The sequence below is a fragment of the Herbaspirillum chlorophenolicum genome (assembly GCF_001189955.1).
In the GTDB taxonomy this organism is placed as follows: Bacteria; Pseudomonadota; Gammaproteobacteria; order Burkholderiales; family Burkholderiaceae_D; genus Herbaspirillum; species Herbaspirillum chlorophenolicum.
In genome coordinates, this window is record NZ_LFLT01000027.1 from 13,194 (window position 1) to 39,383 (window position 26,190).

Here is a 26,190-nt window from a genome sequence, read left to right on the forward strand (position 1 = left end):
AGATACAGCGGGAAACATTTCCCGTATTCTTTTCGAGGGTTCTCCTCGGTAAGCTCCAGATACCACCCCCGGTACTGGAGCTTTTTTTATGACATCGCCTGTTGATGTAGAAATCCGAGTCAAACTACGTGATAGCGGCACTGCCGCTGGCATCAAGGCGCTGACACAAACCGCACAGCAGGAAGCCACGAAGGTCAGCACGGCGACCGAGCGCGCAGCCCAAAAAGCCGCCGAGGCCACGGAAAAGAGTGCGGCACGCCAACGCTCCAGCTACGAAAAACTTTACGCCGCCCGCGAGACCTTGGGCGTGCGTTCCGAACGTTCCATCCAGCGCGAAATCCAGCAGACAGAAGCCGCTTACAACCGTCTCCGCTCGTCCGGTACGATGTCCTGGCGTGAACAGGCTATGGCGGCGGACAAGATGCGAGAAACCGTCACGAAGCTCACAAACGAGATGGGACGCCTCACCGCCGCGCAGAAAGCGCATGGTGCGCTCAAGTTCGCCGGGGCTGCTGCGGTCGGCATAGGTGCTGCCGCATATACGTTGAAGGGGCCGGCTGAACGAGCGATGAGCTATGACCGTCGCTTGGCCAACATGGCTAACACCGCCTATGCTGAACGAGATGCGTCCGGTCGCATGTCGGGTATGAAGACGTTGGAAGATGCTGTCAATCAGGCGCGGCACTCCGGGGGCGGAACACGTGAACAAGTGGCCGAAGCGCTCGATACGATGATCGCATCCGGTACAGTTTCCGATACTGATGCAATCAAAATGCTGCCCGGCATTATCAAAACCTCGACCGCATCCGGCACAGACGCCAAGGAACTGGCGACCATTGGCATCCGTGCGATGCAGAGCTTCAAGATCAAACCGGAGGATTTGCCCAAGGTACTCAGCGCCGCGATGGCTGCGGGTCAGGCGGGTGGCTTTGAGCTGAAGGATATGGCCAAGTGGTTGCCGCAACAGATGGCAATGGCCGGCAATCTTGGCCTATCTGGGAAAGAGGGTTTCGCGAAGCTGGCCGCCTGGAATCAAGCATCGGTCATCACTGCCGGCACGAAGGATGAAGCCGGTAACAATCTTCGCGATCTGCTCAATGAACTGAACACGCCACACTTCCGAAAATACATGGCGGAACAGTATTTGGCCAACGGCCAGAAGATGAAGAAAGGTGACAAAGAAAAGAATCTGAAGTCAGTCGATGATGTATTCCTCGACTATCAATCCAAGGGCGTCGACAAGGTTTCGGCGACCTTGGACATGATGCAGACAGTTTTTTCCAAAAACAAGTCCTATCAAGCCTTGCAAACAAAACTCAAGGCCACAGACAAAGACGACAAGGAAGGCCAACGCACCATCATCGAAGCGATGGCCTCTCAGGTACAAGGTACTGCTGTCGGTAAGGTGTTTCACAATCAACAGTCGCTGATGGCTTTCCTCGGGCTGATGAACAACTCAACTTACACAGACACTGTGCTAGGGAAGGTCCGGGGGCAATTCGCGTCAAAGTTTGATAGTTCTGATGCGGGTTCCTCGGCCGACATCGCACACCAGGTCATTGCGGCAACTCCTGACTACAAGATGGAACAAGCCAAGGAAGATGCTGCGATGGCGCAGAAGTCGGCTATCGACGGGCTTACCCCAGCAATAGGCAGAGCGTCGGAAGCGTTTTCAGACCTGGCCAGTAAGCATCCGCTCCTAGTCGGCACTACCGTCCTGGCGACAACGGCACTCGGCGCACTCGCTGGCGCTGCTGGCCTGGCGTCGATGACGATGGGCGGTAATGCAGTTGGTGGCGGTGCCATCGGTCGCGCCGCGACATGGGCGGCAACAAGCAGCGTGGCCAGCAAAGTGCTTCGCGCCGGTAAGGTCGGTAGCATCGCTGGCGTCGGTGCAATGGCCGGCGATTGGGCGCTGGAAAAGGCGTTCGGCGAGGAATCAGCAATGAGCCGGTACGGCTCCAGCGCATTGAATGGCGCTGCCTTGGGCGCGACTATCGGCAGTATCGTGCCGGTCCTTGGCACTGGCGTCGGTGCAGCAGTCGGCGGCCTTGGTGGCCTCGCCTGGGAAGGCATGAAAGACCTCTTGAAAGGCGGCGAGCAAAAGCCGGTCGACGTGAATGCACGCATGACTGTCGGGCTCGCTCCTGGTCTCGTTCTGCAAAATCAGTCGATCCAGGCCAACGGGGCGAACATCCAGTTCAATACCGGTAACGTCTGGAACGGAGCGCCGCGATGAACTACGTCGACCGTATGGCCACGGCCAACTGGCGCGGCTTCGATTTCCTGTCGGATGGCCACGCGGCAAAAGGTGGCCGGCGTCTGGCCATCAACGAATTCCCTGGTGCGGAGCAACCGCTGGTCAAGGACATGGGCGGCAAGGCATGGGATTACAAGCTCAATGCCTATTTCATCGGCCAAGACTATGACCTGGAGCGAAACGGCTTTCTCGAAAAACTGAACACGCCCGGCGCTGATTGGCTGTTGCATCCCTGGCTTGGCTGGATTTGGGTACGCGTGCGAGATTGGGATGTTGCCGAAACCAACGACAAGGGCGGCTATTGCACGGTTGCCATTGAGTTTGTTCCTGGCGGCGAACAGCCGTACGTTGTCGCCGCCGATAAGGTTGATGTCGCCATCGACAAGACACACCAGTTGTCCGATGCCGCCGAAGCCGACTTCAGCCTGGAGCCCATGAGCGCCGATGGCATGACCTCTTTTATTGCCGCAGTGAGTCAGCAGCTTGAGGGCGTGCGCAATTTGATCTCGCTGGCCAAGCTGCCGCTAACCTGGGCGAATCAGGTCATGGGAGTGATCAACGGTATCAAGGGCGACATCAATACGCTGATGGCCATCCCGCAGCAGTACGCCAATATGCTGCGCGGCTTTGCCGATCTGTTCGGCAGTGTCGACACCGACGACCTGGATGCCACGTCGCGCCCGCGTGTCGTCACTCGCCTGGCCAGCATGGCCACGACGCCCAGGATTCCAGAACTGACCGGCGTGGCCGCGACTGATGGGGCGGTTATCCGTAACCTGGTGCGTGAGTCCGACTTGCGTAGCCGGCTCCTGGTCAGCGCAACCGCCCAGGTGGCTATTGCTGAATACAAGACCGAGGAAGATCGCGATGCTGTGCTGACCAGCACCGTAAATGCTATCGATACCTTGTTGCCTAACTTGCCTGATCCCGTCTTCCAGGCCGCTGTATCGGTTCGTACGGCGGTCATGGAAGCGCTGATGGTGCAAGACCTCAAGCCCGCTGTGGTGCGTGATGTCGTCAAGTCGTTGCCGGCTGTCGTATTGGCCTATCGGCTCCAGATTGACGAAGACGTTTTTCTGGCGCGCAACAAGGTGCGTCATCCGCTGTTTGTGAAGGGGGAAATCAATGGATGAGGCAATTGCCGAGCTGCGATTCAATGGCCAGCGCTACGGCTTTTGGCAGCACGTCGACATCCGTACTTCGGTCGACGATCTGTGCGCAAGCGTCGAGCTGGCCATCACACGCCCAGGCGACGGCAGCAGCAACCCGCTCGGCCTGGACGCCAACACTGTCGCCGAGGTCATGATGGGGAGCGATTTGCTCACCACCGTGCGGCCCGACGTGCTGCGCCGCCTGGTCGACAAGACCAGTCACCGGATATCGATCCAGGCACGCTCCCTGGGGCGCGAGCTGGTCGATTGCCAGTATTCGAAAACAATGTCCGGGCTCAAGCTGGGCGACATTGTGAAGCGTCTTTGCGAGACGTTTAAAGTGCCTGTAATCATCGATGCCGAAACAACCGTGGTGCCGAGCTTTTCGATGCAATGCGAAGTGCCGGCCAATGCGCTTATCAATGCCGTGAGAGCGGCCAATCTGTTGCTTTACCCGTTGCCTTCAGGTGGCCTGATCCTGACTCAGCCGACCGCCGCCGCGCCGGTGGCCACGCTGCAATACGGCGTGAATATTGCGCGCTATGAGGTGGTGGACGAGTTCAAATTGCGGTTCTCCGATTATGTGATCAAGAGTTTCGATTACAGCAGCGACCATTCTTTGAAGGGCAGCATCAAAGACGCGGGCATTCATTTTTTCAGGCCGATGCACATCGTCGCAGACCGGTATAGCAGCAGTATCGGCGGCGTCGAGCGGCGCGCAACGCTGGAACGCAATCGCCGCCTTGCCCGAGCCCATCGCATCGATCTGGAGGTGCCGGGATGGCGTTACCTGGACAGCGACGGCCTCTATAAGCCTTGGGCCATCAATACGCAGGTGCGCGTGATCATTCCCGAAGAAGACATCAACGACGTGTTCCTGGTCGGCGAGCTGCGGCGCTCCTATGACGATAAAGGCGCGGATATGGCGCATCTCCAGGTCATGCGCCGGGACGCGTTCATGGGCGAAGAGAAGAAAAAGACAAAACGCGGTACGGGCGTCAAAGGCGTGAAAGGGACCAGCAAATGAGCGATCAGGTATGGGCGCGGGTGCAATTGATGGTTGCGCAAGGCAATGTCACGCTGGGCGGTGCCGAAAAAATACAAGTCGAAGTGCTGGATGGCGAGCCGCTGGACAACATCAAGCGCGTCGAGCCGTATGGTTTTTCCTATCGGCCAAAACCGGGCAGCCAGGCGCACCTGGTGTTTCCCTCTGGCGACCGGTCCTATGGCGTTGCGCTGATCGTGGGCGACAAGCGTTATCAGATGGACCTCCAGGAGGGTGAGGTTGCGATACACGATGACGAAGGCAATTTCATGCAGTTGAAGCGCGGCGGCACGATCCTGGCCAAGGCTGCAACCGAGGTCATCGCGGAGACGCCGTTATTCAAGACGACCGGCGATGCGCAGATAGGCGGCAATCTGGAGGTCATGGGACAAACCACCTCCGCAGCCGGCTACTACGGTGCTGCTGGCGGCATGGCGGAAATGAAGGGCGGCGCGGATGTGACAGGCGGTTTCAAGGTCAATGGCAAGGATGTGAGCGATGGCCACACTCATACCAGCACTGCACCAGGTACGCCGACATCAAAGGTGAATTGACATGCTCAAACTCATACGAAAAGACGATGGCAGCTTTGACCTGGCCTACGATGATCCGGCATTGCAAGATGCGGATGCAGCGGTGGCCACGGTCATCTATGCGGAGCTGTACACCGATGCGGAAGCGCCGGTCGATCGCGCACCTGATCGCTTCAACCGGCGCGGCTATTGGGCCGACGCTGCGGCTGGTAGCGGTTTGTGGCACGTCCGCCGCCAGCCGCTGACCGACAAGGCCAGGCGCGAGACGCTGAACATTTTCGAGACGCGATTGAAGAACCTCGATCCGGCCTTTACCGATGTCGTTATCCAGGAGGTCACCGTACCCGACCCATCGGGAAATGTTTCCAGCGTTTTTGTTCAAGTCACCGGCTCACATAATAGCGTGAAATTCATTGTGCGAGCCCCTCTGTGACCAAGTACGTCCGCCCCAGTTACGAAGAATTAGAAGCCCGCATTGAAGCCGACCTGGCCGCAATGCCGGCTGTACTGCGCGTACCTCTTTCTCAGTCCTGGGCGCGAGGCAATCACAGCGCGCACGGCCATCTCGATTGGATCGCAGACCAATGCTCGCCGCTCACTTGCGAGCTGGAACGTCTCTACGATTGGGCAGCACTCTACAACGTGCCACGCCTCGATGCGACTTACGCTATCGGGTTCGTCCTGGCCACAGGAACAATCGAGACGCCCCTACTCGCCGGGACGCAGCTTCGCGGCCAATCGAACGGACTCGATTATGCGGTGCTGGAAGCCGTCCAACTCACTGCCAATCCGACGCCGGTACATGTCCGCTGCCTGACTACTGGAACAGAGGGCAATTTGATTGCCGGCCAGGTGCTAACGCTGATTGACCCTGTACCAGGTTGTTCCAATACATTGACCATAGACGGCAATGGCATCACTGGTGGCGCTCCTGATGAGCTGGTCGACGACTGGCGGGCGCGAGTCTGCGATGAATGGCAGGTTGTCGTAACCGATGGCGCTCGTTCTGGCCGGCCAGCCGATTATCGATTCTGGGCTCGCAGTGCGCATCCTTCCGTCACGACAGCCCTGGTGCAGCTTCACACCTTGGGCCTGGGAACAGTGATTGTCCGTCCGATCTGCAATGGTCTGGCCGACCGGTTGCCGACTCAGGCAATCCTCGACGCCATTGCGGCCAAACTGGCGACTGTTGCGCCGGCCACGGCTGACTGGCGCGTTGTCGCACCGCTCAAGCGGCAAGTCGTTATTGGCATTGATCTCTTGCCGACTGCCGACACTGCGCAGAATCGTGCTGCGATCACTGCCGCAGAAAACGCCGCCGTGCTGGCCGAAACCAGCGAGACAGCCGTGTTGGGCTTGGCCGAGATCGATGCCGCCGCCGCAACCGTCACAACGCAATACACCCGCCTGTACCCACTCGCCGATATCGCCGTAGCTGCGGGCGAAGTGCTGGTGCTGTCGCCGATTGAGTGGGCATGAAGATCAAAATTCACTCGCCTCGCGAGTTTGCTGACGCCCTCAAGGCGTTATTGCCCGAGGGCGATGCCTGGGTATGGGCGGAAGGCAGTACAGGCGACGACATCATGCTGGCCACGGCGCAGGAGCTGGCCAGGATCGATGCTGATGCCCAGGACATCCTGGATCAGGCCATCGAGATACATCGCCCAAAGGCGGCAAGCTGGCACATTGACGAATACAGGCGTATTGCGAGCGAGGCCATTGCTGGAACGGCTGAAACGATGCCGCGCCGGATCGCCGTTATCGGTTCCCACATTGGAGATCGCCTCTGGAGCCACGATGCCCCTGAAGAGACGTTCCCGATTGACCTGCTCCAGGTTGAGCACCTTTTCGGCCCGGCCCGTATCGGTAGCCATATCGGCGACGGGCTATGGGGCCATCGCAGCCGCTACATCATCCGCGTGCGCTATTACCGCTCGGTGGTTGATCCCAAGCCGCTTTGGGATGCACTATCCGCGTTTAAGCAAGCACACGTTTTTTTATGGTTTGAAGATATTTCAGGAGCTGGGGGACAGTATGGACAGAATTAACGGCGCAGGGCATGTCAACCACCGTTTTGTGGCGGAGAACAGCGATACGAACACGCCGCCAACGGAATTTACAGCGGACTGGTTCAACGGCGTCCAGGAGGAGCTGATAGGGATTTTGGAAGCGTTGGGAATCGTTCCAAGCGTCGGCGACAACACGCAGGTGCGAAAAGCTATTGAGCGGATGATTGAAGCGCGGCGAAGCACGACACTTGCTGATGTCGGCATTGCAAATGCCTACGCAGCCGTGAACCCGTATCCACTCACCGCCCAGCCCGCGCATGGCTACATCCAACGGGTTGCGATTGCTACAGATAACACTGGCCCGTCCACATATGCGCCGGACGGCATCGACGTGCGCCCGATCTTTGGACGTGGCCTTCTGGCGCTGCAAGGTGGAGAGTTGCTGGCCAAGGGGGTCGCCACGTTCGTTTTCATAATTTCGCCGACGTTGAATGGTGGAAATGGCGCATGGGTACTCGTATCCTCGTCCAGCGGGGCGCAGCAGGTCTCGCCTGCTGTGAAATCCACGCACGCTGTGCAGTTTGCGCAGCTCCTGGCCGCCGTAGGAAGTGCCGGTGCAGTTACAGGCCGCAACAAGCTGATCAACGGCAGCGCGCAGATATCCTCACGCGTAGCACCATCGCTAACCACGGCTGCACAGTATGGGCAAGTGGACTTGTACGCGGGTTGGGCATCTGGCGGAGCGGTGACAGCGGGAACGCTGAGCCAGGATACCGCCGCGCCCGTTGGCCGCACCGGTCTGGCCATCAAGATGGCAGGCGTAACGCTAACGGGAGCTGGCCAGCTTTCACTGCGCTACCGGATGGAAGCTGCTGACGCGGTAAAGCTGAAAAATCAGATAGCGACGCTGCAGTTGCGGGTTCAGCATGATGTCGGCGCGGCGGTTCCTTACACCGTGGTTCTGCGCAAACCGAACGCCAGCGACGTATTTTCTTCCTCCGCAGTTATCGCTACCAGCGGCTCCGTCGCTGTTCCTTCCGGCCAGGGCATCTTACTGAAACCTTGGACTGACGGCATTGCGCTCGGCGATTGTTCTAACGGGCTTGAGGTGGAGGTGCAGATAGCGTGCGGTGCGGTAGCTCTAAAGAATTTTTGGTTCGCCGAATTACAACTGGAAGAGGGAACAATTCCAACCTCATTCGAATTTAAGTCAAGGGCGAGTGAACTGAGCGACGTCCAGCGCTACGTTCTTGTGGTTAACGCAAACGCGCTTCTCCTTTCATCCCAAGTGCCAGCCGCGACGTCGCAAGCTGGGACCATGCAATGCGACTTCCCATGCGAAATGCGGGCCACCCCATCTATTCCTGCTATTGCTTGGTCTTTGGTTCAGGCCCAGACGCCCGTGCTGGCGTCTGCGGGCAATCGCATGCTGCGTTATTCGGTGTTGAGTACAACCAACGGTTCTGTCAATGCCTACAACAACACAACGTTTGTCATTTCAGCGGAGCTATAGCATGTATCAAAAATATGTCACCCCAGGATTTATCGTGCGCCTGTCCGATGGCATGCTGATACCCTCGGATTCGGGTAATTCCGACTATCAGGCCGTGCAGGCATGGCTGGCGAACGGCAACCAGTTGGAGCCGGCCTTGCCTGCGTCCGACCTGAATTCGGGAGCTGTGCAATGACACTTCTCGTTCAGGTCGTGACCAGCCTCCACCTTGCGGTCTTGGACTTGCTCTCGGGGCTTTTCGCCTGTGTGTTTGTGAACTGGTGGGCCAGTTTGGCGCGTGCCGTTCGTATTTTCTATTTCGCTCGCTTGAACCAGGAGCGACGACTATGAAGCCATCCCGAATTCACTGAATTTGTTTATATATTCCCCATCCGGGATTCAAACGCGCTTTGTCCGAAATTCAAAGCCGCTTTACTAGTGCGCCGGCCGCAATCACCGTCGTGGTACCGATCCCCTCCACCAGCGCCCCCGCCAATGCCATCCCGGCGGATTGCCCGAGCAGGAAGCAGGACGAAAAGGCCGATACCGCCGCGCCACGCCGTTCCGGCGCCATCTGCGTGGCGTTGATTTGCAAGGTGTTATGCAGCATGTAGAACCCAAGCCCGGCAAACAGGCATCCGGGAATCGCCCACGGCCACGAAGGCGCCAGCGCCGCCAGCAACAAGCCCGCACCCAGAATCGTCCCGCCCCAGCGTGCCAGGCTCACTTCCCCAAGGCGCCTGACCAGCATGCCCGAGGTCGTCGCAAACAGCACCCCGCCCAGTCCGAACAGCATCACCAGGCTGCCGGCCTTCGACAGCGATACCCCGTGCAGGCGATGCAGGTGCGAAGCAATGAAGGGGAAGGCGCCATACACGAACGCGCCTTCCACGAACACCGTCAGCAGCACCACGCGCGCCCAGCGCGAGGACAGCACATGGCCAAACTCGGCGAGCATGCGGCGCACCGCGTGGCCTTCCGCCTTGCGCACCTGGCGCGCGCGCTCGGGCAGGCGCCGGTTCATCGACAGCAGCGCCACCGAGAGTGCGGCGAACGCCAGCGCAATGCCAAAGAACGGCGCGCGCCAACCCAGGTAGTCGGCCGCCAGTCCGCCCACCATCACGCCGGACGACAAGCCGCCAATCTGCCCCAGCAGGAAGCGCGCCAGGACCGGCTGGCGCCGCTCGTAAGGCACCACATCGCCGATCCACGCCATCGACAAGGGAATGGTCGCGGCGGCAGTGGCGCCCGCCAGCAGGCGCGCACCCAGCAGCATCGGGAAGCTTGGCGCCAGCCCGCATAGCGTCGCGGTGAACGCGCAGGCCACACAGGCCCAACCGACTACGACGTACTTGCCGAAGCGGTCGCCCAGGGGGCCGAAGAACAGCTGCGACGTACCCCATGCGATGGCGAAGCAGGTGATGACCGCCGATGCCACGCCCAGCGAAACGCTGAACTCGCTGGCCAGGTTCGGCAGCTGGGCGTCGGCCACGCGCGACGACATCGCGCTGCAAAACGCCGCCAGCGACAGCCACAGAATGGCCGTCACTGGAATCGTGGTGGCCGCCGCCGGCGCCTGATGAGCTGGTACTTCTGTCAGTCTTCCCCCTCGGCGAAAAAGTCGCCAACCAGCTGGTTGAAGCGCGCCGCATGCTCGATCTGGGTCCAGTGACCGCACTGCCCGAACACGTGCAGCTGCGATTTCGGAATCAGCCCGAACAGCTGGTACGAGCTCTCCAGCGGTATTACTTTGTCCTCGCGGCCGTGGACCACCATGGTCTCGTGCGGCAGCGCGCGGATTGCTTCCACCGGGCTCGCCAGCCCATCGACGCCACGCTGGCGCGGCGCCGGGAACATTTGCGAAAACGCTTCCTGGAATCCAGGCCGGATACTCGCCTCGTAGCGCATCCGCGCCAGCTCGTCATTGACCAGGTTGCGGTTGTACGCGAACACGTCGAGCAGGCCACGCATGTTGTCGAGCGACGGCGTGTAGCCCCACACCCGGTCGAGGCCCTCGGTGATCGGAAACGCGATGCCGGCGCTGCCCATCAGCACCAGGCGGTTGACCCGCTGCGGCGCGCGGATCGCCAGCGCCAGCGCCAGCCCGCCGCCGAACGAGTTGCCGACCACGTGCGCGCGCTCGATGCCCAGCGCGTCCATGAAGTCGATGATGTGGCTGACCCAGGTGTCCATGTTGTATTGGACGCCCGCCGGGCGCTCGGTGTAGCCGAAGCCCACCATGTCGGGCGCCAGCACGCGGAACTGTCTGGCCAGCGCCGGCATGGTCAGGCGCCAGTTGGCCCAGCCGGTCACGCCCGGGCCGGAACCGTGGATCAGCAGCACCGGCGCTCCCTCGCCCTGCTCGTGGTAGTTCGTCTTGACGCCGTTGGCAACGACGGTCTTGCCGATTTCTGGGTTCGGATTGGTCGTCATGATCAGCGCCCCAGGTCCTTGGCGCTGACGCCGCCGATACCCCAATTGGTGTTCGGCACGTCATGCATCCAGACGCGCACGTTTTCCTTCGGCGCACCCACCGCCTCGGACAGCGCCTGCGTCACCTTCTCGATGACGGCGCGCTTCTGTTCCTCGGTCCGGCCTTCCAGCAGATAAATCTGAGCGAACGGCATGATGAATTCCTTTGATAAGTATTTTATACGAAGCGCATGCCAACACTGCCCATGCCCTGAATCCGCAGGCAAACCGAATCGCCGGCCTGCACCGCCACCGCTTCCGTTATGCCGCCCGACAGAATCAGGCTGCCGGCCGGGATTTCCTCGCCGCGCGCACCGAGATGGTTGGCCAGCATCGCGATGGCCGCGGCCGGGTGGCCCAGCACGGCCGCGCCGGCGCCGAAGGCCACCGGCTCGCCATTCTTTTCCAGTACGATGCCGGCCGTGCGCAGGTCTACTTCGCCCACAGCGACCGGGCGGCCGCCGACCACGAAGCGCACTGCCGACGTGTTATCCGCAACGACGCTCTTCAGGTCGAACTTGAAGTCGCGGTAGCGCGAATCGATGACCTCGATCCCCGGCATGACGAAATCGGTCGCCGCCAGCACCGCGCCGATGTGGCAGCCGGGGCCCTTCAGTGCGCGCTTGGTGACGAAGGCGATCTCCGGCTCCACCTTCGGGTGGATCAGCTGCGCCACCTTGCACTCGCCGCCGTCCGGCACCGCGAAGGAATCGGCCAGGAACCCGAAGACCGGTATTTCGACGCCCATCTGCTTCATCTTTGCGTGCGAGGTGAGGCCGGCCTTGAGGCCGACGATCCTGCCGCCGCGCGCTACCTTGCGGCGCCTTATCTCGTCCTGGATCGCGTAGGCGTCGTCCCAGTCCATGCCCGGATAATCCTCAGTGATCTTGGTGGTGTCGCGTGCCTCCAGCTCGCAGTCTTCCAGGTGCTGCGCGAGGCGTACGATGGTTGCGTGGTCGAGATTCATGCTGCCATCCTCCGCTCGCGCGCCAGGGTCATCGCGGTGTCCTCGATCATGTCTTCCTGACCCGCCACCATGCCGCGCCGCCCCAGCTCCACCAGGATGTCGCGCGCCGACACGCCGTACTTCGCCGAGGCGCGCTTGGCGAACAGCAGGAAGGTCGAGTACACGCCGGCATAGCCCAGGGTCAGCGCGTCGCGGTCGATGCGCACCATGTGGTCCATCATCGGCAGCACGATGTCTTCGGCCACGTCCATGATCTGGTACAGGTCAACGCCGGTCTCGATCTCCATGCGGTTGCAGACTGCCACGAACACTTCGAGCCGGGTATTGCCGGCGCCCGCGCCCAGGCCGTTGGTCGAGCCGTCGATGCGCACCGCGCCCGCTTCCACGGCGGCCAGCGAATTGGCCACGCCCATCGCCAGGTTGTCATGGCCGTGGAAGCCGATCTGGGTCTCGGGCCTGAGCACGGCGCGCAGCGCGGCCACGCGCTCGGTCACGCCGTCCGGCAGCAGGTAGCCGGCCGAATCGGTCACGTACACGCATTCGGCGCCGAACGACTCCATCAGCTTGGCCTGCCCGGCCAGCTTCTCGGGGGTATTCATGTGCGCCATCATCAGGAACCCGACGGTGTCGAGGCCCAGCTTGCGCGCCACTGCGATGTGCTGCTCCGCCACGTCGGCTTCGGTGCAGTGGGTCGCCACCCGCACCGTGTGCAGGCCGCAGTCGTGCGCCGCGCGCAGGTGGTCGACGGTGCCGATGCCGGGCACCAGCAGCGCCGACACTTTGGTGCGCTTGAGGTGCGGCAGCACCGCGTTGAGGTACTCGACATCGCTATGCAGCGGAAAGCCGTAGTTCACCGAGCCGCCGCCGAGGCCGTCGCCATGGGTGATCTCGAGCAGCGGCATGCCGGCTTCGTCGAGACCCTTGGCCACCGCGATCATCTGCTCGATCGTGATCTGGTGGCGCTTCGGGTGCATGCCGTCGCGCAGCGTATTGTCATGCAAAATAATCTTCCGGCCTTTAAGGTTCATCTCTTCTCTCCTTGGGTCAGGCGGCCACGCGTTCGAGCGTGAGGCTGCCGTTCAGCAGTTCTTCGGCAAACATCTCGGCGGTGCGGGCGGCGGCCGCCGTCATGATGTCGAGGTTGCCGGCGTATTTCGGCAGGTAGTCGCCCAGCCCTTCCACTTCAAGGAACACCGATACGCGGTTGCCGTCGAAGACCGGGCCGTTGACCAGTTTGTAGCCGGGCACGTATTTCTGCACGTCGGCGATCATGGCGTGGATCGAGGCGGTGATGCGCTCCTCGTCGGGCGCCGACTCGGTCATGCAGTGCACGGTGTCGCGCATGATGATCGGCGGCTCGGCCGGGTTCAACACGATGATCGCCTTGCTCTCCTTTGCGCCGCCCACGTCGCGAATCGCGCCGGCCGTGGTGCGGGTGAATTCGTCGATATTCTTGCGGGTGCCGGGACCGGCGGAGCGCGACGCGACGGTGGCGATGATTTCGCCGTACGCCACCGGCTGCACGCGCGACACCGCAGCCACCATCGGGATCGTCGCCTGGCCACCGCAAGTGACCATGTTCACGTTCATTTCGCTCTTGCCGACCAACGTCTTCAGGTTCACCGGCGGGATGCAGAACGGGCCGATCGCGGCCGGCGTGAGGTCGATCATCAGCACGCCCAGCGCGTTGAGCTTGCGCGAATTTTCGGCGTGAACATAGGCGCTGGTGGCGTCGAACGCGATCTGCACGCCGTCTTCGATGACGTGCGGCAGCAGGCCGTCAACGCCGTCGGCGGTGGTCTTGATGCCCATCTCGCGGGCGCGCTTTAGGCCGTCCGAATCCGGGTCGATGCCCACCATCCAGACCGGTTCCAGCACGGCGCTGCGCTGCAGCTTGGCCAGCAGGTCGGTGCCGATATTGCCCGGCCCGATCACTGCGCATTTGATTTTTTTCATGGAAGATGCTCCGATAAAGTCGTTAGGTAAAACCAGGTCCTGGACGTCAATGGAAGCGCACCGAGCAGCCGCCAAGGCCGCCGATGCTGACGCGGAAGCTGTCGCCGGCCTTGGCGGGGAACATCGCCGCCAGTGCGCCGGACAGGATGACTTCGCCGGCCTTGAGCGGAATGCCAAGCGCGCCCATGGTGTTGGCCAGCCACGCCACCGCATTTACCGGCGAGCCGAGGGCCGCGGCGCCGGCCCCGGTGGCGATGATTTCGCCGTTGCGCTCAAGGACCATGCCGCACAGCGAGAGGTCGATCTTGCGCGGATCGACCGCCTGGTCGCCCAGCACGAACACCCCGCACGAAGCGTTGTCGGCCACGGTGTCGCCGATCTTGATCTTCCAGTCGCGGATGCGCGAGTCGACGATCTCGAAGCACGGCATCACGCATTCGGTGGCGGCCAGCACCTCGGCGTTGGTCACGCCGGGGCCCATCAGGTCCTTCTTGAGGATGAAGGCGATCTCGCCCTCGGCCTTGGGCTGGATCAGGGTGTCGATCGGCACCGACGCGCCTTCGTTGTAGATCATCCCGTCGAGCATGTAGCCGAAGTCGGGCTGGTACACGCCGAGCATGTTCATCACGGCGCGCGAGGTGACGCCGATCTTCTTGCCGATGATGCGTTCGCCGGCTTCGACCCGGCGTTCGATCATGCGCTGCTGGATGCGGTAGGCATGTTCCACCGTCAGCTCGGGGTGGCGCGCGGTCAGCGGATCGATCACCGAACGCGTAATCAGAGCCTGGTACAGTTCGTCGCCGAGCTGGGTAATGAGTGTCTTGTCCATGGTCACAGTTTGATGCACACGTTTTTAAGTTCGGTATAAAACTCGAGCGAATGGACGCCGCCTTCGCGCCCGATGCCCGACTGCTTGGAGCCGCCAAACGGCGTGCGCAAATCGCGCAGGAACCAGGAGTTGACCCAGACGATGCCCGCTTCCAGTACGCCGCCGAGGCGATGCGCGCGCTGCAGGTTGGTGGTCCACACCGCGGCGGCCAGGCCGTAGGGGTTGTCGTTGGCGCGGCGGATGACTTCTTCTTCGCTGTCGAATGGGGAGATGTGGCAGCACGGGCCGAAGATCTCGTCGCGCATCACCGCCGCGCTGTCGGGCAGGCCGGTCCAGATGGTCGGCTCGACCCACGAGCCGGCTTCCAGTGCGGCCGGCATGTCCGGAACCCCGCCGCCGGTGACGACGGTGGCGCCCTCTTCCACCGCCTTGCGGTAGTACGACAGCACCTTGTCGCGGTGCTCCTGCGAGATCAGGGGGCCCATTTTGCTGGCCGGGTCGGCGGGCAGGCCGGGCTTCATGCTCTCGGCGCCGCGCTTCAGGCGGCTGACGAATTCGTCGAAGATCGGGCGCTCGACGTACACGCGCTCGGTGCCCAGGCATACCTGGCCGCAGTTGGCAAAGGCGGAGCGCAAGGTGCCTTCGATGGCAGCGTCCATGTCGCAATCGGCAAAGACGATGGCGGCGTTCTTGCCGCCCATTTCGAGCGACACAGGACGGGCGCCGTCCGCTGCGGCCTTCATGATGGCCGCGCCGGTGCGCGTCTCGCCGGTGAAGGTGATGGCGCTGACGCCGGGGTGGGTGGTCAGGAACTCGCCGGCGGCGTCCGGGCCGAAGCCGTTGACCACGTTGAACACGCCCTTCGGCATGCCCACCTTGTTCATCACTTCGCCCAGCAGGGCGGCGGTCTGCGGTGTTTCCTCGGAAGGTTTGACGACGACCGTGTTGCCGCACGCGAGCGCCGGGCCGAGTTTCCAGGTCATCAGCAGGAACGGCAGGTTCCACGGGCAGATGACCGCCACTACGCCGACCGGGCGGCGCAGCGAATAGTTCAGCGCGCCGCGTCCGTCGGGGGTGGCCATTTCGAAGAATTCGGACGGCACGTTCTTGACCACGTCAGCGAAGATCTTGAAGTTGGCGGCGCCGCGCGGCACGTCGACGTGGCGGATGAAGTGGGACGGCTGGCCGATGTCGCTCATTTCGGCTTCGGCGAAATCGTCGAAGCGGCGGGTGATTTCGTCGGCCACCGCGTACAGCATGTCGACGCGGTCGGCGACCGCCAGCTTGCCCCAGGGGCCGTCAAGCGCGCTGCGGGCGGCGCGTACCGCGGCATCGACCTCGGGCTTGCCGGCGGCCGCGACGCGGGCGATCACCTTGCCGTCGTACGGGGTCGTCTTGTCGAACCAGTCGGTGGTTGCGACAAATTCGCCGTTGATGAAGTTAAGTATTTCTTTCATTGGTAAGGTCCTTGGATTCGCGGTTACGACTCGAGCGACGCGGCGGCCAGGCCGGCGCGCGCACATGCTTCATCTTGTTCCTCGGAGGCGCCCGAGACGCCGATCGCGCCGATCACGGCAGCGCCGGCCCGGATCGGCAGCCCGCCGCCAAACATCACGAACCGTGGGCGCAGGGGAAGGCCCTGGCGCAGCGCGGCCGACTCCTGCTCCAGCACCTTGCCCCACTGGCTGGTCGGCAAACCGAAGCTCAGCGCGGTGTAGGCCTTGTCCTCGCTGATACCGATCGAGTGCAGCGGCGCACCGCCCATGCGCAGGAAAGCGAGTGGATTGCCGCCGGCATCGACCAGGGCAACATTGATCCTGACGCCCAGTTCGACGGCGTGGCGGACCGCGCCCACGGCGGCGCGCTGCGCCGCTTCCCACCCAAATTCCTGCTGGTCTGATCCTGGTGTCATGTGCTGCCTCCTTGACTACGATCCTATGGAGCGCGTTTCATTCTGTAAAATACTAAATAGGTCTTGATTGATACCGAATAGGTATGGCTTTACGTTGCGCAATCGATGCGCCTGGGGTATAACTTTGCAGTCTCCTTCCTCGGTCAATTCCAATGGACCTGCGTCAGATCCGTTACTTCCTGGTGCTCGCCAGCGAGCTCAATTTCACGCGCGCCGCTGGCCGGCTGCACATTTCACAGCCGCCGCTGACGCGCCAGATCCAGCAGCTCGAGGCGAGCATGGGCGTGGTGCTGTTCGAGCGAACCACGCGCGGCGTGGCCCTGACCCCGGCCGGCGCGGTGTTCCTGGAGGAGGCGCGCAAGATCGTCGACCTTACCGACCAGGCCACCAACAAGACGCGGCTGGCGCACCAGGGGCAGCTGGGACGGCTCGACATCGGCGTGTTCGGCTCGGCGATCCTGAACGTGATTCCGACCCTCTTGATCGAACTGCGCAAGACCCATCCCGACATCGTCATCTCGCTGCAGAACACGACCAAGATCCAGCAGGTCGAGGCGGTGCGCGAGAAACGGCTCGACATCGGCTTTAACCGCGTGTTCCCCGAGGTGGAGGAGCTGGTGGTGGAGACGGTGATGATGGAAAGCCTGTACGTGGCGATGCACAAGGACCACGAGCTGGTGCGGCGGCGTACGCTGGCGGTCAGGGACCTGAACAACCAGCCGCTGATCCTGTTCCCCAACAACGTGCGCCCGACCTTTGCCGACAACGTGGTGTCGCTGCTGCGCGACGAGGGCTTGACGCCCAACGTGGTGCATGAGGTGGAAGACGTGATGACCTGCATTGCGCTGGTGTCGGCCGGGCTGGGGATGGCGGTGGTGCCGGAATCGGCGGTGAACCTGCAGCTGCCCGGCGTGCGCTACCACCCGCTGCGCTCGGCGGAGGCGAAGGTCGACCTGAGCTGCGTGTACCGCGCGGACAATGCCTCGCCGGCGCTGATGGGGTTTCTCGACATCGTACGCAAGGTACGCAGCCGCAAGATCAAGCTGGTGACCGAGTAGACCCGTGCAACGCGTGGGTGCTCGTGCCCACGCGTGCCTCCGTCCTGGTCAGGTGTAAACAGTCGTGAAGCTCTCCTCCAATACCCCGGTGTGATAGAAGATACTGCGCCCGGCCTGGTCCTCGGTCCAGGTCACGACCGGCTTGTCGCGCTGCGCCTGGTAGCCGAGCCCCGCAAAGGTCTCATTGCGGTTGCCCGACGGGTCGAAGAAGTAGATCGTCTCGCCGCGCGTGAGGCCGTGGCGCGTCGGCGCCACGTCGATCCGCACCCGGTTCTTGGCCATGATGTCGCCCGCCTTCAGGATGTCGTGCCACGAATCGAGGAAGAACGACAGGTGGTGCAAGCCGGCGCGCTCGCCGCCGACGAAGGCAATGTCGTGCGGCTTGCTCGAATGCGACAGGAACGACGCCAGCTGGAACGCGCCGTCCGGTCCCACCGTGATCTGCTCGGTCTGGAAGAAGTTGAGCGCCTCGATGAAGAACCGGGTGTTTTCCGCGACCTTGTTGATGCCGTTGGCGGGGTCGAATTCGCACATCAGCAGGCAGTGGTCGAGCCAGTGCGCGCCGGCACCGCGCACGTCGTCCGGCCAAGGGTCGGGGTTGGTCGAGCCGACGTCGGTGCCGACGCATTCCTTCTGCGCAAACAGGCGCATCTCGTGCCCGCTGGGCATGGCAAACCGGAGCATGCGCCCGCAGTCGGGCAGGCTGCCTGCCGCCAGGTGCTCGACCGCGATCCCGTGCGCGCCGATCCGCTCGGCCAGCGCATCGAGGTCGCTGTCGCGCTCGACCTTGTACGCCACATGGTTGAATCCCGCCTGGTCCGATGGCGTCAGGATCACCGAATACTTGTCCCACTCGTCCCAGCATTTGAGGTACACATTGCCCTCGGCGTCGGTGTGGGTGGTCTTCATGCCGACCACGTTTTCGTAATGCTTCACCGATGCCGCCATGTCCATCACCTTGATGCTGATGTGGCCTATCCGCATGACACCCATTTCTGTCTCCTTTTTTGTAATTCGGTTGCTATCGGTTTTGCTCGTTTGGCGCCGCTGACGAACGCAGGAAGGCTTTCTTCATCTTACCCACCACTTCCAGCTCCACTTCGCAGTCGGGCACCACGCGGCATGCCAGCACCACGCCCGCTGCTTCTTCCTGCTCGGTTACGTGGGCGCGGCTCATGGCGCCCGACTTGTGGACCTCGCCGGCGCGGATCGCCACCTTGCACACGCCGCAGCCGCCGTTCAGGCAGCCCGCCGGAATGCATTTGCGGCCGATGCGCGCCATGCCCTGCAAGATCGTTTCGCTGCTGCCGCACTGGTAGGTTTCGCCGGTTTCGCGGACCCGCACCGTGTGCTTGCAAGCCGCCGCGTCGAGCCCTTCGGTTGTCGTCAGGGTTCCCATGTCAGATCGCCTTGAACAGTGGGCTGCGGCGCGCGGTCGACTCGGAGTCGGCGGCGGAGATGAATTTTTCCATGTACATATCCCTTTCGAACAGGCGGCCGCGGATCAGCGTCGTGATGCAGGCGTCGATCATTACCGGCGGGCCGCACATGTAGGCCTTGTGCTGGCGGAAGTCACCGCCGAAGTGGCGCGTCGCCACGTCGTGCACGAAGCCGGTTTCGCCTTCCCATGCGTCGCTCTCGGCCGGCGCCGACAGCGCCGGCACATAGGTGAAGTTGGGATGGCGCGCGGCCAGGTCGCGGAACAGCTCGTCGTCATACAGCTCGGCACGGTGGCGGGCGCCGTAGACCAGCGTGATGGCGCGCGTCTCGCCGCGCTCGAGCAGGTCGAGGATCATCGATTTGGGGCTCGACAGGCCGGTGCCGCCGGCCAGGAACAGCAGCTTTTCGGGCGCCGAGCGGCGCACGAAAAAGCGGCCGTAGGGACCGTTCAGGCGCAGGCGGTCGCCTTCCCTGAGCTGGTTGTGGATATAGCCGGTGGCCTGGCCGCCGGGCACGTTGCGGATATTGAGCTCGATCATCCGTTTTTGCGACGGTGCGTTGGCGAGCGAGAACGCGCGCGGCTGATCCAGCCCCGGCACGTGCAGGTTCACGTACTGGCCGGCCTGGAAATCGATGCCGTCGCCATCGAGCTCGATGTACACGCCCTTGGCGGTCGGGGTCAGATCGACGATCTTCGCCACGGTGCCGGTGAAGTCCTGCATCGGATGCATCTCGGCGTCGGGTTCCTCGTCGATCTCCGCTTCGATCACGATATCGCACGAGGCGGTCGCTACGCATGCCAGGCACTTGCCTTCGTCGCGCTCGAAATCCATCAGCGCAAACGGCGAGGCGTCGCCGATATCGACTTCGCCCTCGACCACCTGCACTTTGCAGGTGCCGCACAGGCCATGCAGGCATGCGTGGGGGATGTAGACGCCGGCGCGCAGGGCGGCGTAGAGCAGGGTCTGCCCGGCCTCGACCTCGACGGTCTGGCTCAGGGGTTCAATACACATTCTCGCGTTCATGCCAGCTCCTCAGAAACCCGTGTTGCCGATGCCGTTCAAGCCGGGGGTTGCGAGGCGCAGCAGCGATTTGTGGGCGACGCCGTTCTCGGCGATGCTCCTGTCCATGTCGGGCGTGAAGCGCGCGCCGTCGAGCGACCATTCGGTCGCGGCCCAGTCGATCCTGGCGAAATCCGGATGGGCGCCATACACCGACGGCAGCAGGTCCTTGACCAGCGCCCCGAACGGCATCTGCGGCGGCAGCGGAAAGGCGCCGGCGAACGGGAACATCATGTGCTCGTCCCATCCGATGTACACCACCTGGTTGCCGTGGAAATTCTCGACTGCGTCCGCGTTCGGGCCGCTGTAGTTTTCGTATGCTGCTTTGACTGCCATGGTTGTCTCCTGATTGTGTGGTGCTTGCGCCGGACGATCCGCGGCCGGCGCCTGGTGTCACGCTGCCTCGTCGTCCTTGTTCAGGCCCTTCCACTCGTTCCAGTTGGCGTTATCGCGCGAATGCAGGAACTCGCCGGGGTCGTTCTCGGAGAAGTGGTAGTACTTGAGGACATCGGGAATCGTCGGGCCGCCGCAGTTGCCCTGGAAGATCTGGTGCGGCGGCAGCCAGGCCTGCACATATTTTTCGGGCTCGTGGTCGAACACCGACTTGCAGCCGTCCGAACAGAAATGGAATTTGTCGCCGTTGTAGGTGCTGTGCTTGTACACGCGCTCGGTCGGCTTGCTGGTGTCGGTATAGACCATCGGGATCTGGCAGGTCTGGCACAGCTGCGGCAGTGCTTGGGAGTAGAAGCGCTTGCCGGCCTTTTCCTGGGCGCGCAGGTATTCGAAGCGCGGGCGGTAGTACTTGTCGAAGGTGTTCGGGTATTTTTCGGACAGCCAGTCCAGCTCGGAGTCCTCGGGCACCCAGGTGTGGAAGCCGGCGGCGTTGCCGACGCTGTAGAAGGTCAGCCACAGCTGGTGGGTGATGTGTTCCTTCTCCTCGACCGATTTCTCCCAGAACTTGGGCATCGTGATGCCGTAGCGTCCCAGGTCGTCGAACAGCGCCTTGCCGTTCTGCTCGAAGTACATCTCCCAGCCTTCTTTCCACGACATCACGCGCTTCGGATGCATGTAGTCCATCATCATGCCGACGATGCCGAGCAGGCGGTAGCCGCGCCAGAAGTACTTGTCGATCCAGCGCTGCACGATGGGCAGGTTGTCGGGGTGCTGCTCGAGGATGAACTTGATCACCTCCAGGCCCAGCGTCATGTGGCGCGATTCGTCCGACTGGGCCGAGAAGCCGAAGTTCACGGTGGCCATGTCGCCGTTGTAGGCGGCGCCCGACATGAAGGGCATGAACAGCAAGTTGGTCAGCACGTACTCGAACGAGAACGAGATGGCGGTGACGAATTCGAACGGGCCGGCCGACAGCGCGTCCTCGAAATACGATTTCGGCACCGACAGGTACCAGGCGCGGTCGTACATGTGGAACGGGTCGTGCAGGCCGTCGAAGTACTTGTTGTACTGGCTGATGGTGTGCAGCTGGGTCTGCGCGTGGCGCAGTTCGTCGATCGACTGCATCTGCGAGGCGACCTGGGCACCGACCCCGGGGAAGGCGCGGCCGGCCATCGCAAAGCCGCGGTGGGCGCCGTATTCGAGCGGGGTGACCGCCGTCAGGAAGATCTTCAGGCTGTTGATGTAGCGCGCGTCCGACACGCCGAGGTGTGCGTTGTTCTGGGTGAAGGCGTCGATCACCGCGTACAGCTTGCGCTCCTTTTCACCCTGGTATTTCCAGTAGGCGTCCATGGTCAGGCGGAACGGGTCTTCCCACTTGCTCCAGTCTTCGATCTTGATGCCTTCGAAGTCGCACAGCGGGAATACCTCGGACTGCGACTTGTACGAAAAATCCCAGGCCAGGTCGCTGGTCATGGTGGTGTACTTGTCCTTCAAACTCATTTTCTTGGCTTGGGCCACGATTGTCTCCTGTGATGTTTTGAGGTTGCGCCTGGGTCAGACGCGTTCCAGCGCAAAGTAGTCGTCGGTCTCGTCGATATTTCCGGACAGCGACACCAGCGTCAGGTGGATGTCCTGCGGGTCCCATGGGCGGCCGATGCGCTCTTCGACGCTTTCACGCTTGACCACCAGGCGCCCGGGGGCGTCGATCTTGTAGAGGCCCGGGTACTGCGTGATCGTGGCGTGCGGGTTGTCGGCCTCGATCGACTCGCGGATCGGGCGTGCTTCTTCGTTGTCCTGCAAGGCCAGGAAAACCATTTTTTCAGTCATGTTCTGTCTCCGCTTTCAGGTATTAAAGGCCGCTCTTGGCCAGGCGTTCGGCCAGCTGGCCGGCGCAGGCATCGAGTTCGGTGCCGGCCTGGGTGCCGAACGCCGCCGCGGCGACCGGCTGCAGCGCCTGCAGTACCTGCGGCTGCCACTTGCCGACCCACTGCGCCAGTTGCTCCTTGTTGGCCGGCGATTCGGCGGCGGCGATCTTCAGCACCGCGCCAGTCCAGCGAGCGTGTTCGTCGAACCACTCGCTCATGAACTCGGTCAGCATCGCGAAGCTGGTCTGCCCCGATGCGCTGGCCAGGTTGCCGAATGACTGGTACACCAGCGGATACAGCAGGCCGTCGAGCACCACGTTCTGCGTCACGAACAGTTCGAACCAGTCTTCGGTGACCAGCATGTTCTCAGCCAGCGCGCGCATGCCCTGCCACGCCGGGTCGTTCTGCCATGCGGCCTTGGCGGTCTTGAGTGCGGTGTCGGTGCCGTCCGCCAGCATCAGGCCGATGCGGGTGATGTACTGGGCAATCCCCAGCCGGTCCATCGCGCACATCATCGTGGCCTGGGTGACCGACACACCGTAGCCCTTGGCCGACATCGCGCAGTTGTTGAGGTTGGCCGCGTACTCGAGATGGCGCAGCGGCAGCAGCAGGTACTCGATTTGCGCGCGCAGTCCGGCGGGGATGGTCGCCAGCATCTGGCGCTTTTCGACAAAGGCAAAGTTGCGTTCGGCCGCATCCTGCTGCTTGCTGCGGGTGATGGTCCAGGCACCGTAGTAGTATTGGCGTGGGTCCAGCAGGCGATACCAGTCGGCCATCTCGATCGCGGTGTTGCGCTTGTCGAAGATGGCGCGGTCCTTCGACCACAGCGGCTGGTAGTGGAAGTTCGTTTCCGGCTGCAGCCCAATGGTCGCCTCAAGGTAGCGCGAGGCCGGCTTGTCGGTGCCGGTGAAGCGCGCCACGGCGTCGAAAGTATGGCGCAGCGGCTTGATGTTCAGGCTCTTGATGTCAACTTGCATCCCATGTCTCCTTGTAAAATTATTTGATCCGGCGCAGCGGAATGCCGGGCTCGGACGGCGTGATCAGGCCGGGCGCGCCAGTGTCGATGAAGCGGACCTGATTGATTGCGCAAAACTCCTGAAAGGCGGCTGCGGGCAGGATCAGTTCCACGCACAGGTCGCGGTCGGCGACGAAGAATTCGAACTCGATGAAGCCGTTTTCCGTTTCATTGGTAACTCTTACCCAGCGGTTATTTGCATTGACTTCGGACATCAGCCGCCCCTATATTGAAAAAGACAAATAAGAAACCGACATATGCGGTATTCATCGAATGCATAGCAAACGGTGTGCCAGCTTGATTCCTCAAGTGCGTTTGCTGCACCGCGAGCACGGCAATATGATTGGGCGCGGCCAAGTCAATACGGAGCATGGATGCTGCGAACGCACAAAGTTGTCCATGAGTATCAATTAGTCAATTCATGAAATTCGCCCAAAAGCGCATGTCATCAAAAGCTTAAAAAAAAAGGCGGTGCTGGCGCCTGAGATTAGAAGGAGAAGACCATGCAGTCGAAATCCACAGTGGCCGACGCCGGGGCCGGGCCGGGCGTGAGCCTGCGCCTTCACATCCCCGACAAGATCGAGGACAAGATATTTCCAAATATTCGCGACCTGGCCGAACGGCTGCATTTCAGCCCGACCGACGGCCGCATCTGGCTCGACGACAGCCGCATGATCCTGCTGCGCACCGAGGCCTTCGGGGCCTTGCGCCAGGAACTGATCGAATCGCTGGGGGTCGAGTCGGCGCGCGGCCTGCTGACCCGTATGGGCTACCTGGCCGGCTCCAAGGACGCGGCGCTGGCGCGCAAGGTGCGGCCCGGCGACAACCAGATCGATATGTTCATGGTCGGTCCGCAAATGCACGGCCTCGAAGGCGTGGTGCGGGCCGAACCGGTGCGGCTCGAAATCGACAGCGCCACCGGCCATTTCTATTGCGAGGTGGTGTGGAAGGATTCGTCCGAGGACGAGTCGCACATCTCGATCTACGGGCTGGGATCGGAGCCGGCCTGCTGGATGCAGACCGGCTACGCCAGCGGCTACAGCAGCGCGTTCATGGGCAAGCGGATCCTGTTCCGCGAAGTCGAATGCAGCTCGACCGGCGCCGCCCATTGCCGCGTGATCGGAAAGCCGGTCGAAGAATGGGACGATCCGGAACTGGACATGAAATATCTGGAGGCGCAACCGTTGCAGCAGCGCCGTGGCGTGGCGCCGGGCAGCGCGCCACAGCCGGCTTTTGGCGCGCCTTTGCCAGCCGGGGGCGGCAGCGGCGGGCATGCGGTGGCAATCGGCGCCTCGGCCGGATTTTTCGGCGTGATCCACCGCATCAACCGGGTCGCGGGAACGCGCGCCACCGTGCTGCTGCTCGGCGAAAGCGGCGTCGGCAAAAGCATGTTCGCCTGCGAAGTGCACAGCAAGAGCCCGCGCGCCAACAAGCCCCTCATCCAGCTCAATTGCGCCGCGATGCCAGAGCAACTGATGGAGTCGGAATTGTTCGGGGTCGACAAGGGCGCCTACACCGGCGTCAACGAATCGCGCCCGGGCCGGTTTGAAGCGGCCGACGGCGGCACCATCTTCCTCGATGAAATCGCGTGCCTGAGCCTGACGGCGCAGGCCAAATTGCTACGCGTCCTGCAGAGCGGCGAACTGGAACACCTGGGCAGCACCAGGACCCGCAAGGTCGACGTGCGGGTGGTGGCCGCCACCAACGAAAACCTGAAGGTTGCGGTCGAAGAGGGCCGGTTTCGGAAGGACCTGTATTACCGCCTGAACGTGTTCCCGATCCTGATTCCGCCGCTGCGCGAACGGCGCGCCGACATCCCGCTGCTGCTCGAAAAACTGCTGCGCGAGCTGTGCCAGCGGCTCGGGCGCCAGGTTTCCGGCGTCACCAACCGCGCCATGCAGGCCTTGCTGACGCACCAGTGGCCGGGCAATATCCGCGAACTTGAAAACGTGCTCGAGCGCGGCATCATCCTGGCCGACGAAGGCGGTGCGATCGATATCCCGCACCTGTTCAGCGTCGACGAAAGTCCGGCCAACTCGACGCAGCTGGGACTGGCCGAGCTGGCCGCGCTGACGCCGGCGATGCCGAGCCTGGCCGAGACCACCGGCCTGGGGCCGGCGAGCGGCACCTCGATCGACGAGTGGGCGTCGGGCGTGATCGCGCGCCAGCAGTCCACGCTCGGCCAGATCGAGGATGCGCTGATGCAGGCGGCGCTGAAGTCGGCGCACGGCAATATCAGCAAGGCCGCCAGCCTGCTGGGCATCACGCGCGCGCAAATGGATTACCGCACCAAGAAATTGCCGCAGCCGCGCTGAGCGGGAGATCGGGCCGAGGGGCTGGACCGCGCTACCGCCACTGGGCCCTCTCAGAGCAGCTTGTCGAGGGTATCGGCAAGTTGCGCACGCGGCGCCGGTGGCGTGGCTCGACTGCTTCAAACGGGTCGAACACAGCGGACAATTTGATGGTCACCTGCGCTTTGGGGAAAAACTGGAAATTGGGAAGACGTGGCACCCGCTGGATGACATCTGGCGATAGATGTGCTTCTCGAACCGGGCGCTCTTTTGCTTTTTGACATGAAGCAACTCCGTTAGGTGGAGTTACGTATAAAACAGAAAGAAATGTTGGGATTTTCCCAAACTCTTCATGTCACGTCGAGCCTTGAAGCATCATGGCCTGAAAGGCGTATGAAGAGTGGTGCGGCTGGATGCAAGTGGTTGTCCTGCGCACGCGGG

Annotated in this window: 28 protein-coding genes; 11 read left to right on the forward strand and 17 right to left on the reverse strand. The window is 62.3% G+C overall.

Annotation, left to right across the window (positions count from 1 at the left end):
* Positions 1–88: 88 nt before the first annotated feature.
* The 9 genes from AKL28_RS16015 to AKL28_RS24520 are packed head-to-tail and all read left to right on the forward strand — an operon-like array spanning position 89 to position 8,686.
* Complete coding sequence (locus AKL28_RS16015; protein WP_050469163.1) at positions 89–2,239, forward strand: phage tail tape measure protein; 2,151 nt, start codon at positions 89–91, stop codon at positions 2,237–2,239.
* Positions 2,236–3,393, forward strand: a complete 1,158-nt coding sequence (locus AKL28_RS16020) for a DNA circularization N-terminal domain-containing protein (RefSeq protein WP_050469164.1) — start codon at positions 2,236–2,238, stop codon at positions 3,391–3,393. The genes AKL28_RS16015 and AKL28_RS16020 overlap by 4 nt, the downstream gene beginning before the upstream one ends.
* Complete coding sequence (locus tag AKL28_RS16025) at positions 3,386–4,438, forward strand: phage baseplate assembly protein (RefSeq protein WP_050469165.1); 1,053 nt, start codon at positions 3,386–3,388, stop codon at positions 4,436–4,438. The genes AKL28_RS16020 and AKL28_RS16025 overlap by 8 nt, the downstream gene beginning before the upstream one ends.
* On the forward strand, positions 4,435–5,010 hold the full coding sequence (locus AKL28_RS16030; RefSeq protein ID WP_050469166.1) for a phage baseplate assembly protein V: 576 nt from the start codon (positions 4,435–4,437) through the stop codon (positions 5,008–5,010). The genes AKL28_RS16025 and AKL28_RS16030 overlap by 4 nt, the downstream gene beginning before the upstream one ends.
* A 1-nt stretch (position 5,011) precedes the next feature.
* Positions 5,012–5,422: a phage GP46 family protein gene (locus AKL28_RS16035; RefSeq protein ID WP_050469167.1), complete on the forward strand. Its 411-nt coding sequence runs from the start codon at positions 5,012–5,014 to the stop codon at positions 5,420–5,422.
* Positions 5,419–6,468 carry a baseplate J/gp47 family protein gene (locus AKL28_RS16040; protein ID WP_050469168.1) on the forward strand — a complete coding sequence of 350 codons (1,050 nt, stop codon included), beginning with the start codon at positions 5,419–5,421 and terminating at the stop codon, positions 6,466–6,468. Before AKL28_RS16035 ends, AKL28_RS16040 begins: the two co-directional genes overlap by 4 nt.
* Positions 6,465–7,037: a hypothetical protein gene (locus AKL28_RS16045; protein ID WP_050469169.1), complete on the forward strand. Its 573-nt coding sequence runs from the start codon at positions 6,465–6,467 to the stop codon at positions 7,035–7,037. The genes AKL28_RS16040 and AKL28_RS16045 overlap by 4 nt, the downstream gene beginning before the upstream one ends.
* Positions 6,952–8,511 (forward strand): hypothetical protein, encoded by a 1,560-nt coding sequence (locus AKL28_RS16050; RefSeq protein WP_156226363.1) that lies wholly within the window; start codon positions 6,952–6,954, stop codon positions 8,509–8,511. The genes AKL28_RS16045 and AKL28_RS16050 overlap by 86 nt, the downstream gene beginning before the upstream one ends.
* Position 8,512: 1 nt before the next feature.
* Complete coding sequence (locus tag AKL28_RS24520; protein ID WP_156226364.1) at positions 8,513–8,686, forward strand: hypothetical protein; 174 nt, start codon at positions 8,513–8,515, stop codon at positions 8,684–8,686.
* A 225-nt stretch (positions 8,687–8,911) separates the two neighbouring features.
* Here AKL28_RS24520 and AKL28_RS16055 read toward each other — a convergent pair whose 3' ends face one another.
* From AKL28_RS16055 to AKL28_RS16095, 9 genes are read right to left on the reverse strand one after another with little or no spacing between them, the layout of a single operon-like run.
* The gene (locus tag AKL28_RS16055) at positions 8,912–10,039 is read right to left on the reverse strand and encodes an MFS transporter (RefSeq protein WP_231602464.1); all 1,128 of its coding nucleotides are present in this window, start codon (positions 10,037–10,039) and stop codon (positions 8,912–8,914) included.
* A gap of 47 nt (positions 10,040–10,086) precedes the next feature.
* Positions 10,087–10,923, reverse strand: coding sequence for an alpha/beta fold hydrolase (locus tag AKL28_RS16060; RefSeq protein WP_034303221.1), 837 nt, complete (start codon positions 10,921–10,923; stop codon positions 10,087–10,089).
* 2 nt (positions 10,924–10,925) lie between these two features.
* The gene (locus tag AKL28_RS16065) at positions 10,926–11,117 is read right to left on the reverse strand and encodes a 2-hydroxymuconate tautomerase (RefSeq protein WP_034303223.1); all 192 of its coding nucleotides are present in this window, start codon (positions 11,115–11,117) and stop codon (positions 10,926–10,928) included.
* Between the two features lie 23 nt (positions 11,118–11,140).
* The gene (dmpH, locus tag AKL28_RS16070) at positions 11,141–11,929 is read right to left on the reverse strand and encodes a 2-oxo-3-hexenedioate decarboxylase (protein WP_034303225.1); all 789 of its coding nucleotides are present in this window, start codon (positions 11,927–11,929) and stop codon (positions 11,141–11,143) included.
* Positions 11,926–12,957 carry a 4-hydroxy-2-oxovalerate aldolase gene (gene dmpG / locus AKL28_RS16075; RefSeq protein WP_034303227.1) on the reverse strand — a complete coding sequence of 344 codons (1,032 nt, stop codon included), beginning with the start codon at positions 12,955–12,957 and terminating at the stop codon, positions 11,926–11,928. The genes dmpH and dmpG overlap by 4 nt, the downstream gene beginning before the upstream one ends.
* Positions 12,958–12,973: 16 nt before the next feature.
* Entirely contained in the window at positions 12,974–13,885 is a 912-nt protein-coding gene (locus AKL28_RS16080) for an acetaldehyde dehydrogenase (acetylating) (RefSeq protein WP_050469171.1), read from the reverse strand.
* Positions 13,886–13,931: 46 nt separating this feature from the next.
* Positions 13,932–14,714, reverse strand: a complete 783-nt coding sequence (dmpE, locus tag AKL28_RS16085) for a 2-oxopent-4-enoate hydratase (RefSeq protein ID WP_034303231.1) — start codon at positions 14,712–14,714, stop codon at positions 13,932–13,934.
* Between the two features lie 2 nt (positions 14,715–14,716).
* Positions 14,717–16,171 (reverse strand): 2-hydroxymuconic semialdehyde dehydrogenase, encoded by a 1,455-nt coding sequence (locus AKL28_RS16090; protein WP_050469172.1) that lies wholly within the window; start codon positions 16,169–16,171, stop codon positions 14,717–14,719.
* A 23-nt stretch (positions 16,172–16,194) separates the two neighbouring features.
* Positions 16,195–16,626, reverse strand: a complete 432-nt coding sequence (locus AKL28_RS16095; protein WP_034303235.1) for a GlcG/HbpS family heme-binding protein — start codon at positions 16,624–16,626, stop codon at positions 16,195–16,197.
* A 152-nt stretch (positions 16,627–16,778) separates the two neighbouring features.
* On the opposite strand from AKL28_RS16095, the gene AKL28_RS16100 reads away from it, so the two are divergent.
* The gene (locus tag AKL28_RS16100) at positions 16,779–17,684 is read left to right on the forward strand and encodes a LysR family transcriptional regulator (RefSeq protein WP_050469173.1); all 906 of its coding nucleotides are present in this window, start codon (positions 16,779–16,781) and stop codon (positions 17,682–17,684) included.
* Between the two features lie 48 nt (positions 17,685–17,732).
* Here the strand turns inward: AKL28_RS16100 and AKL28_RS16105 are convergent, their stop codons facing one another.
* The 8 genes from AKL28_RS16105 to AKL28_RS16140 are packed head-to-tail and all read right to left on the reverse strand — an operon-like array spanning position 17,733 to position 23,673.
* Positions 17,733–18,677 (reverse strand): catechol 2,3-dioxygenase, encoded by a 945-nt coding sequence (locus AKL28_RS16105; protein ID WP_034303239.1) that lies wholly within the window; start codon positions 18,675–18,677, stop codon positions 17,733–17,735.
* A gap of 28 nt (positions 18,678–18,705) precedes the next feature.
* Positions 18,706–19,083, reverse strand: coding sequence for a 2Fe-2S iron-sulfur cluster-binding protein (locus AKL28_RS16110; RefSeq protein WP_141839018.1), 378 nt, complete (start codon positions 19,081–19,083; stop codon positions 18,706–18,708).
* A gap of 1 nt (position 19,084) precedes the next feature.
* Positions 19,085–20,149 carry an NADH:ubiquinone reductase (Na(+)-transporting) subunit F gene (locus tag AKL28_RS16115; protein WP_050469174.1) on the reverse strand — a complete coding sequence of 355 codons (1,065 nt, stop codon included), beginning with the start codon at positions 20,147–20,149 and terminating at the stop codon, positions 19,085–19,087.
* A gap of 9 nt (positions 20,150–20,158) precedes the next feature.
* The gene (locus AKL28_RS16120; protein WP_050469175.1) at positions 20,159–20,521 is read right to left on the reverse strand and encodes a phenol hydroxylase subunit P4; all 363 of its coding nucleotides are present in this window, start codon (positions 20,519–20,521) and stop codon (positions 20,159–20,161) included.
* Between the two features lie 57 nt (positions 20,522–20,578).
* On the reverse strand, positions 20,579–22,096 hold the full coding sequence (locus AKL28_RS16125) for an aromatic/alkene/methane monooxygenase hydroxylase/oxygenase subunit alpha (protein ID WP_156226365.1): 1,518 nt from the start codon (positions 22,094–22,096) through the stop codon (positions 20,579–20,581).
* A 36-nt stretch (positions 22,097–22,132) separates the two neighbouring features.
* Positions 22,133–22,405: an MmoB/DmpM family protein gene (locus AKL28_RS16130; protein ID WP_034303245.1), complete on the reverse strand. Its 273-nt coding sequence runs from the start codon at positions 22,403–22,405 to the stop codon at positions 22,133–22,135.
* 22 nt (positions 22,406–22,427) lie between these two features.
* Entirely contained in the window at positions 22,428–23,420 is a 993-nt protein-coding gene (locus tag AKL28_RS16135; protein ID WP_050469176.1) for an aromatic/alkene monooxygenase hydroxylase subunit beta, read from the reverse strand.
* A 19-nt stretch (positions 23,421–23,439) separates the two neighbouring features.
* Positions 23,440–23,673 (reverse strand): phenol hydroxylase subunit, encoded by a 234-nt coding sequence (locus AKL28_RS16140; RefSeq protein WP_034303249.1) that lies wholly within the window; start codon positions 23,671–23,673, stop codon positions 23,440–23,442.
* A 288-nt stretch (positions 23,674–23,961) separates the two neighbouring features.
* Here AKL28_RS16140 and AKL28_RS16145 point away from each other — a divergent pair, with 288 nt between their 5' ends.
* Complete coding sequence (locus AKL28_RS16145) at positions 23,962–25,773, forward strand: sigma-54-dependent Fis family transcriptional regulator (RefSeq protein WP_082221526.1); 1,812 nt, start codon at positions 23,962–23,964, stop codon at positions 25,771–25,773.
* Positions 25,774–26,190: the final 417 nt, after the last annotated feature.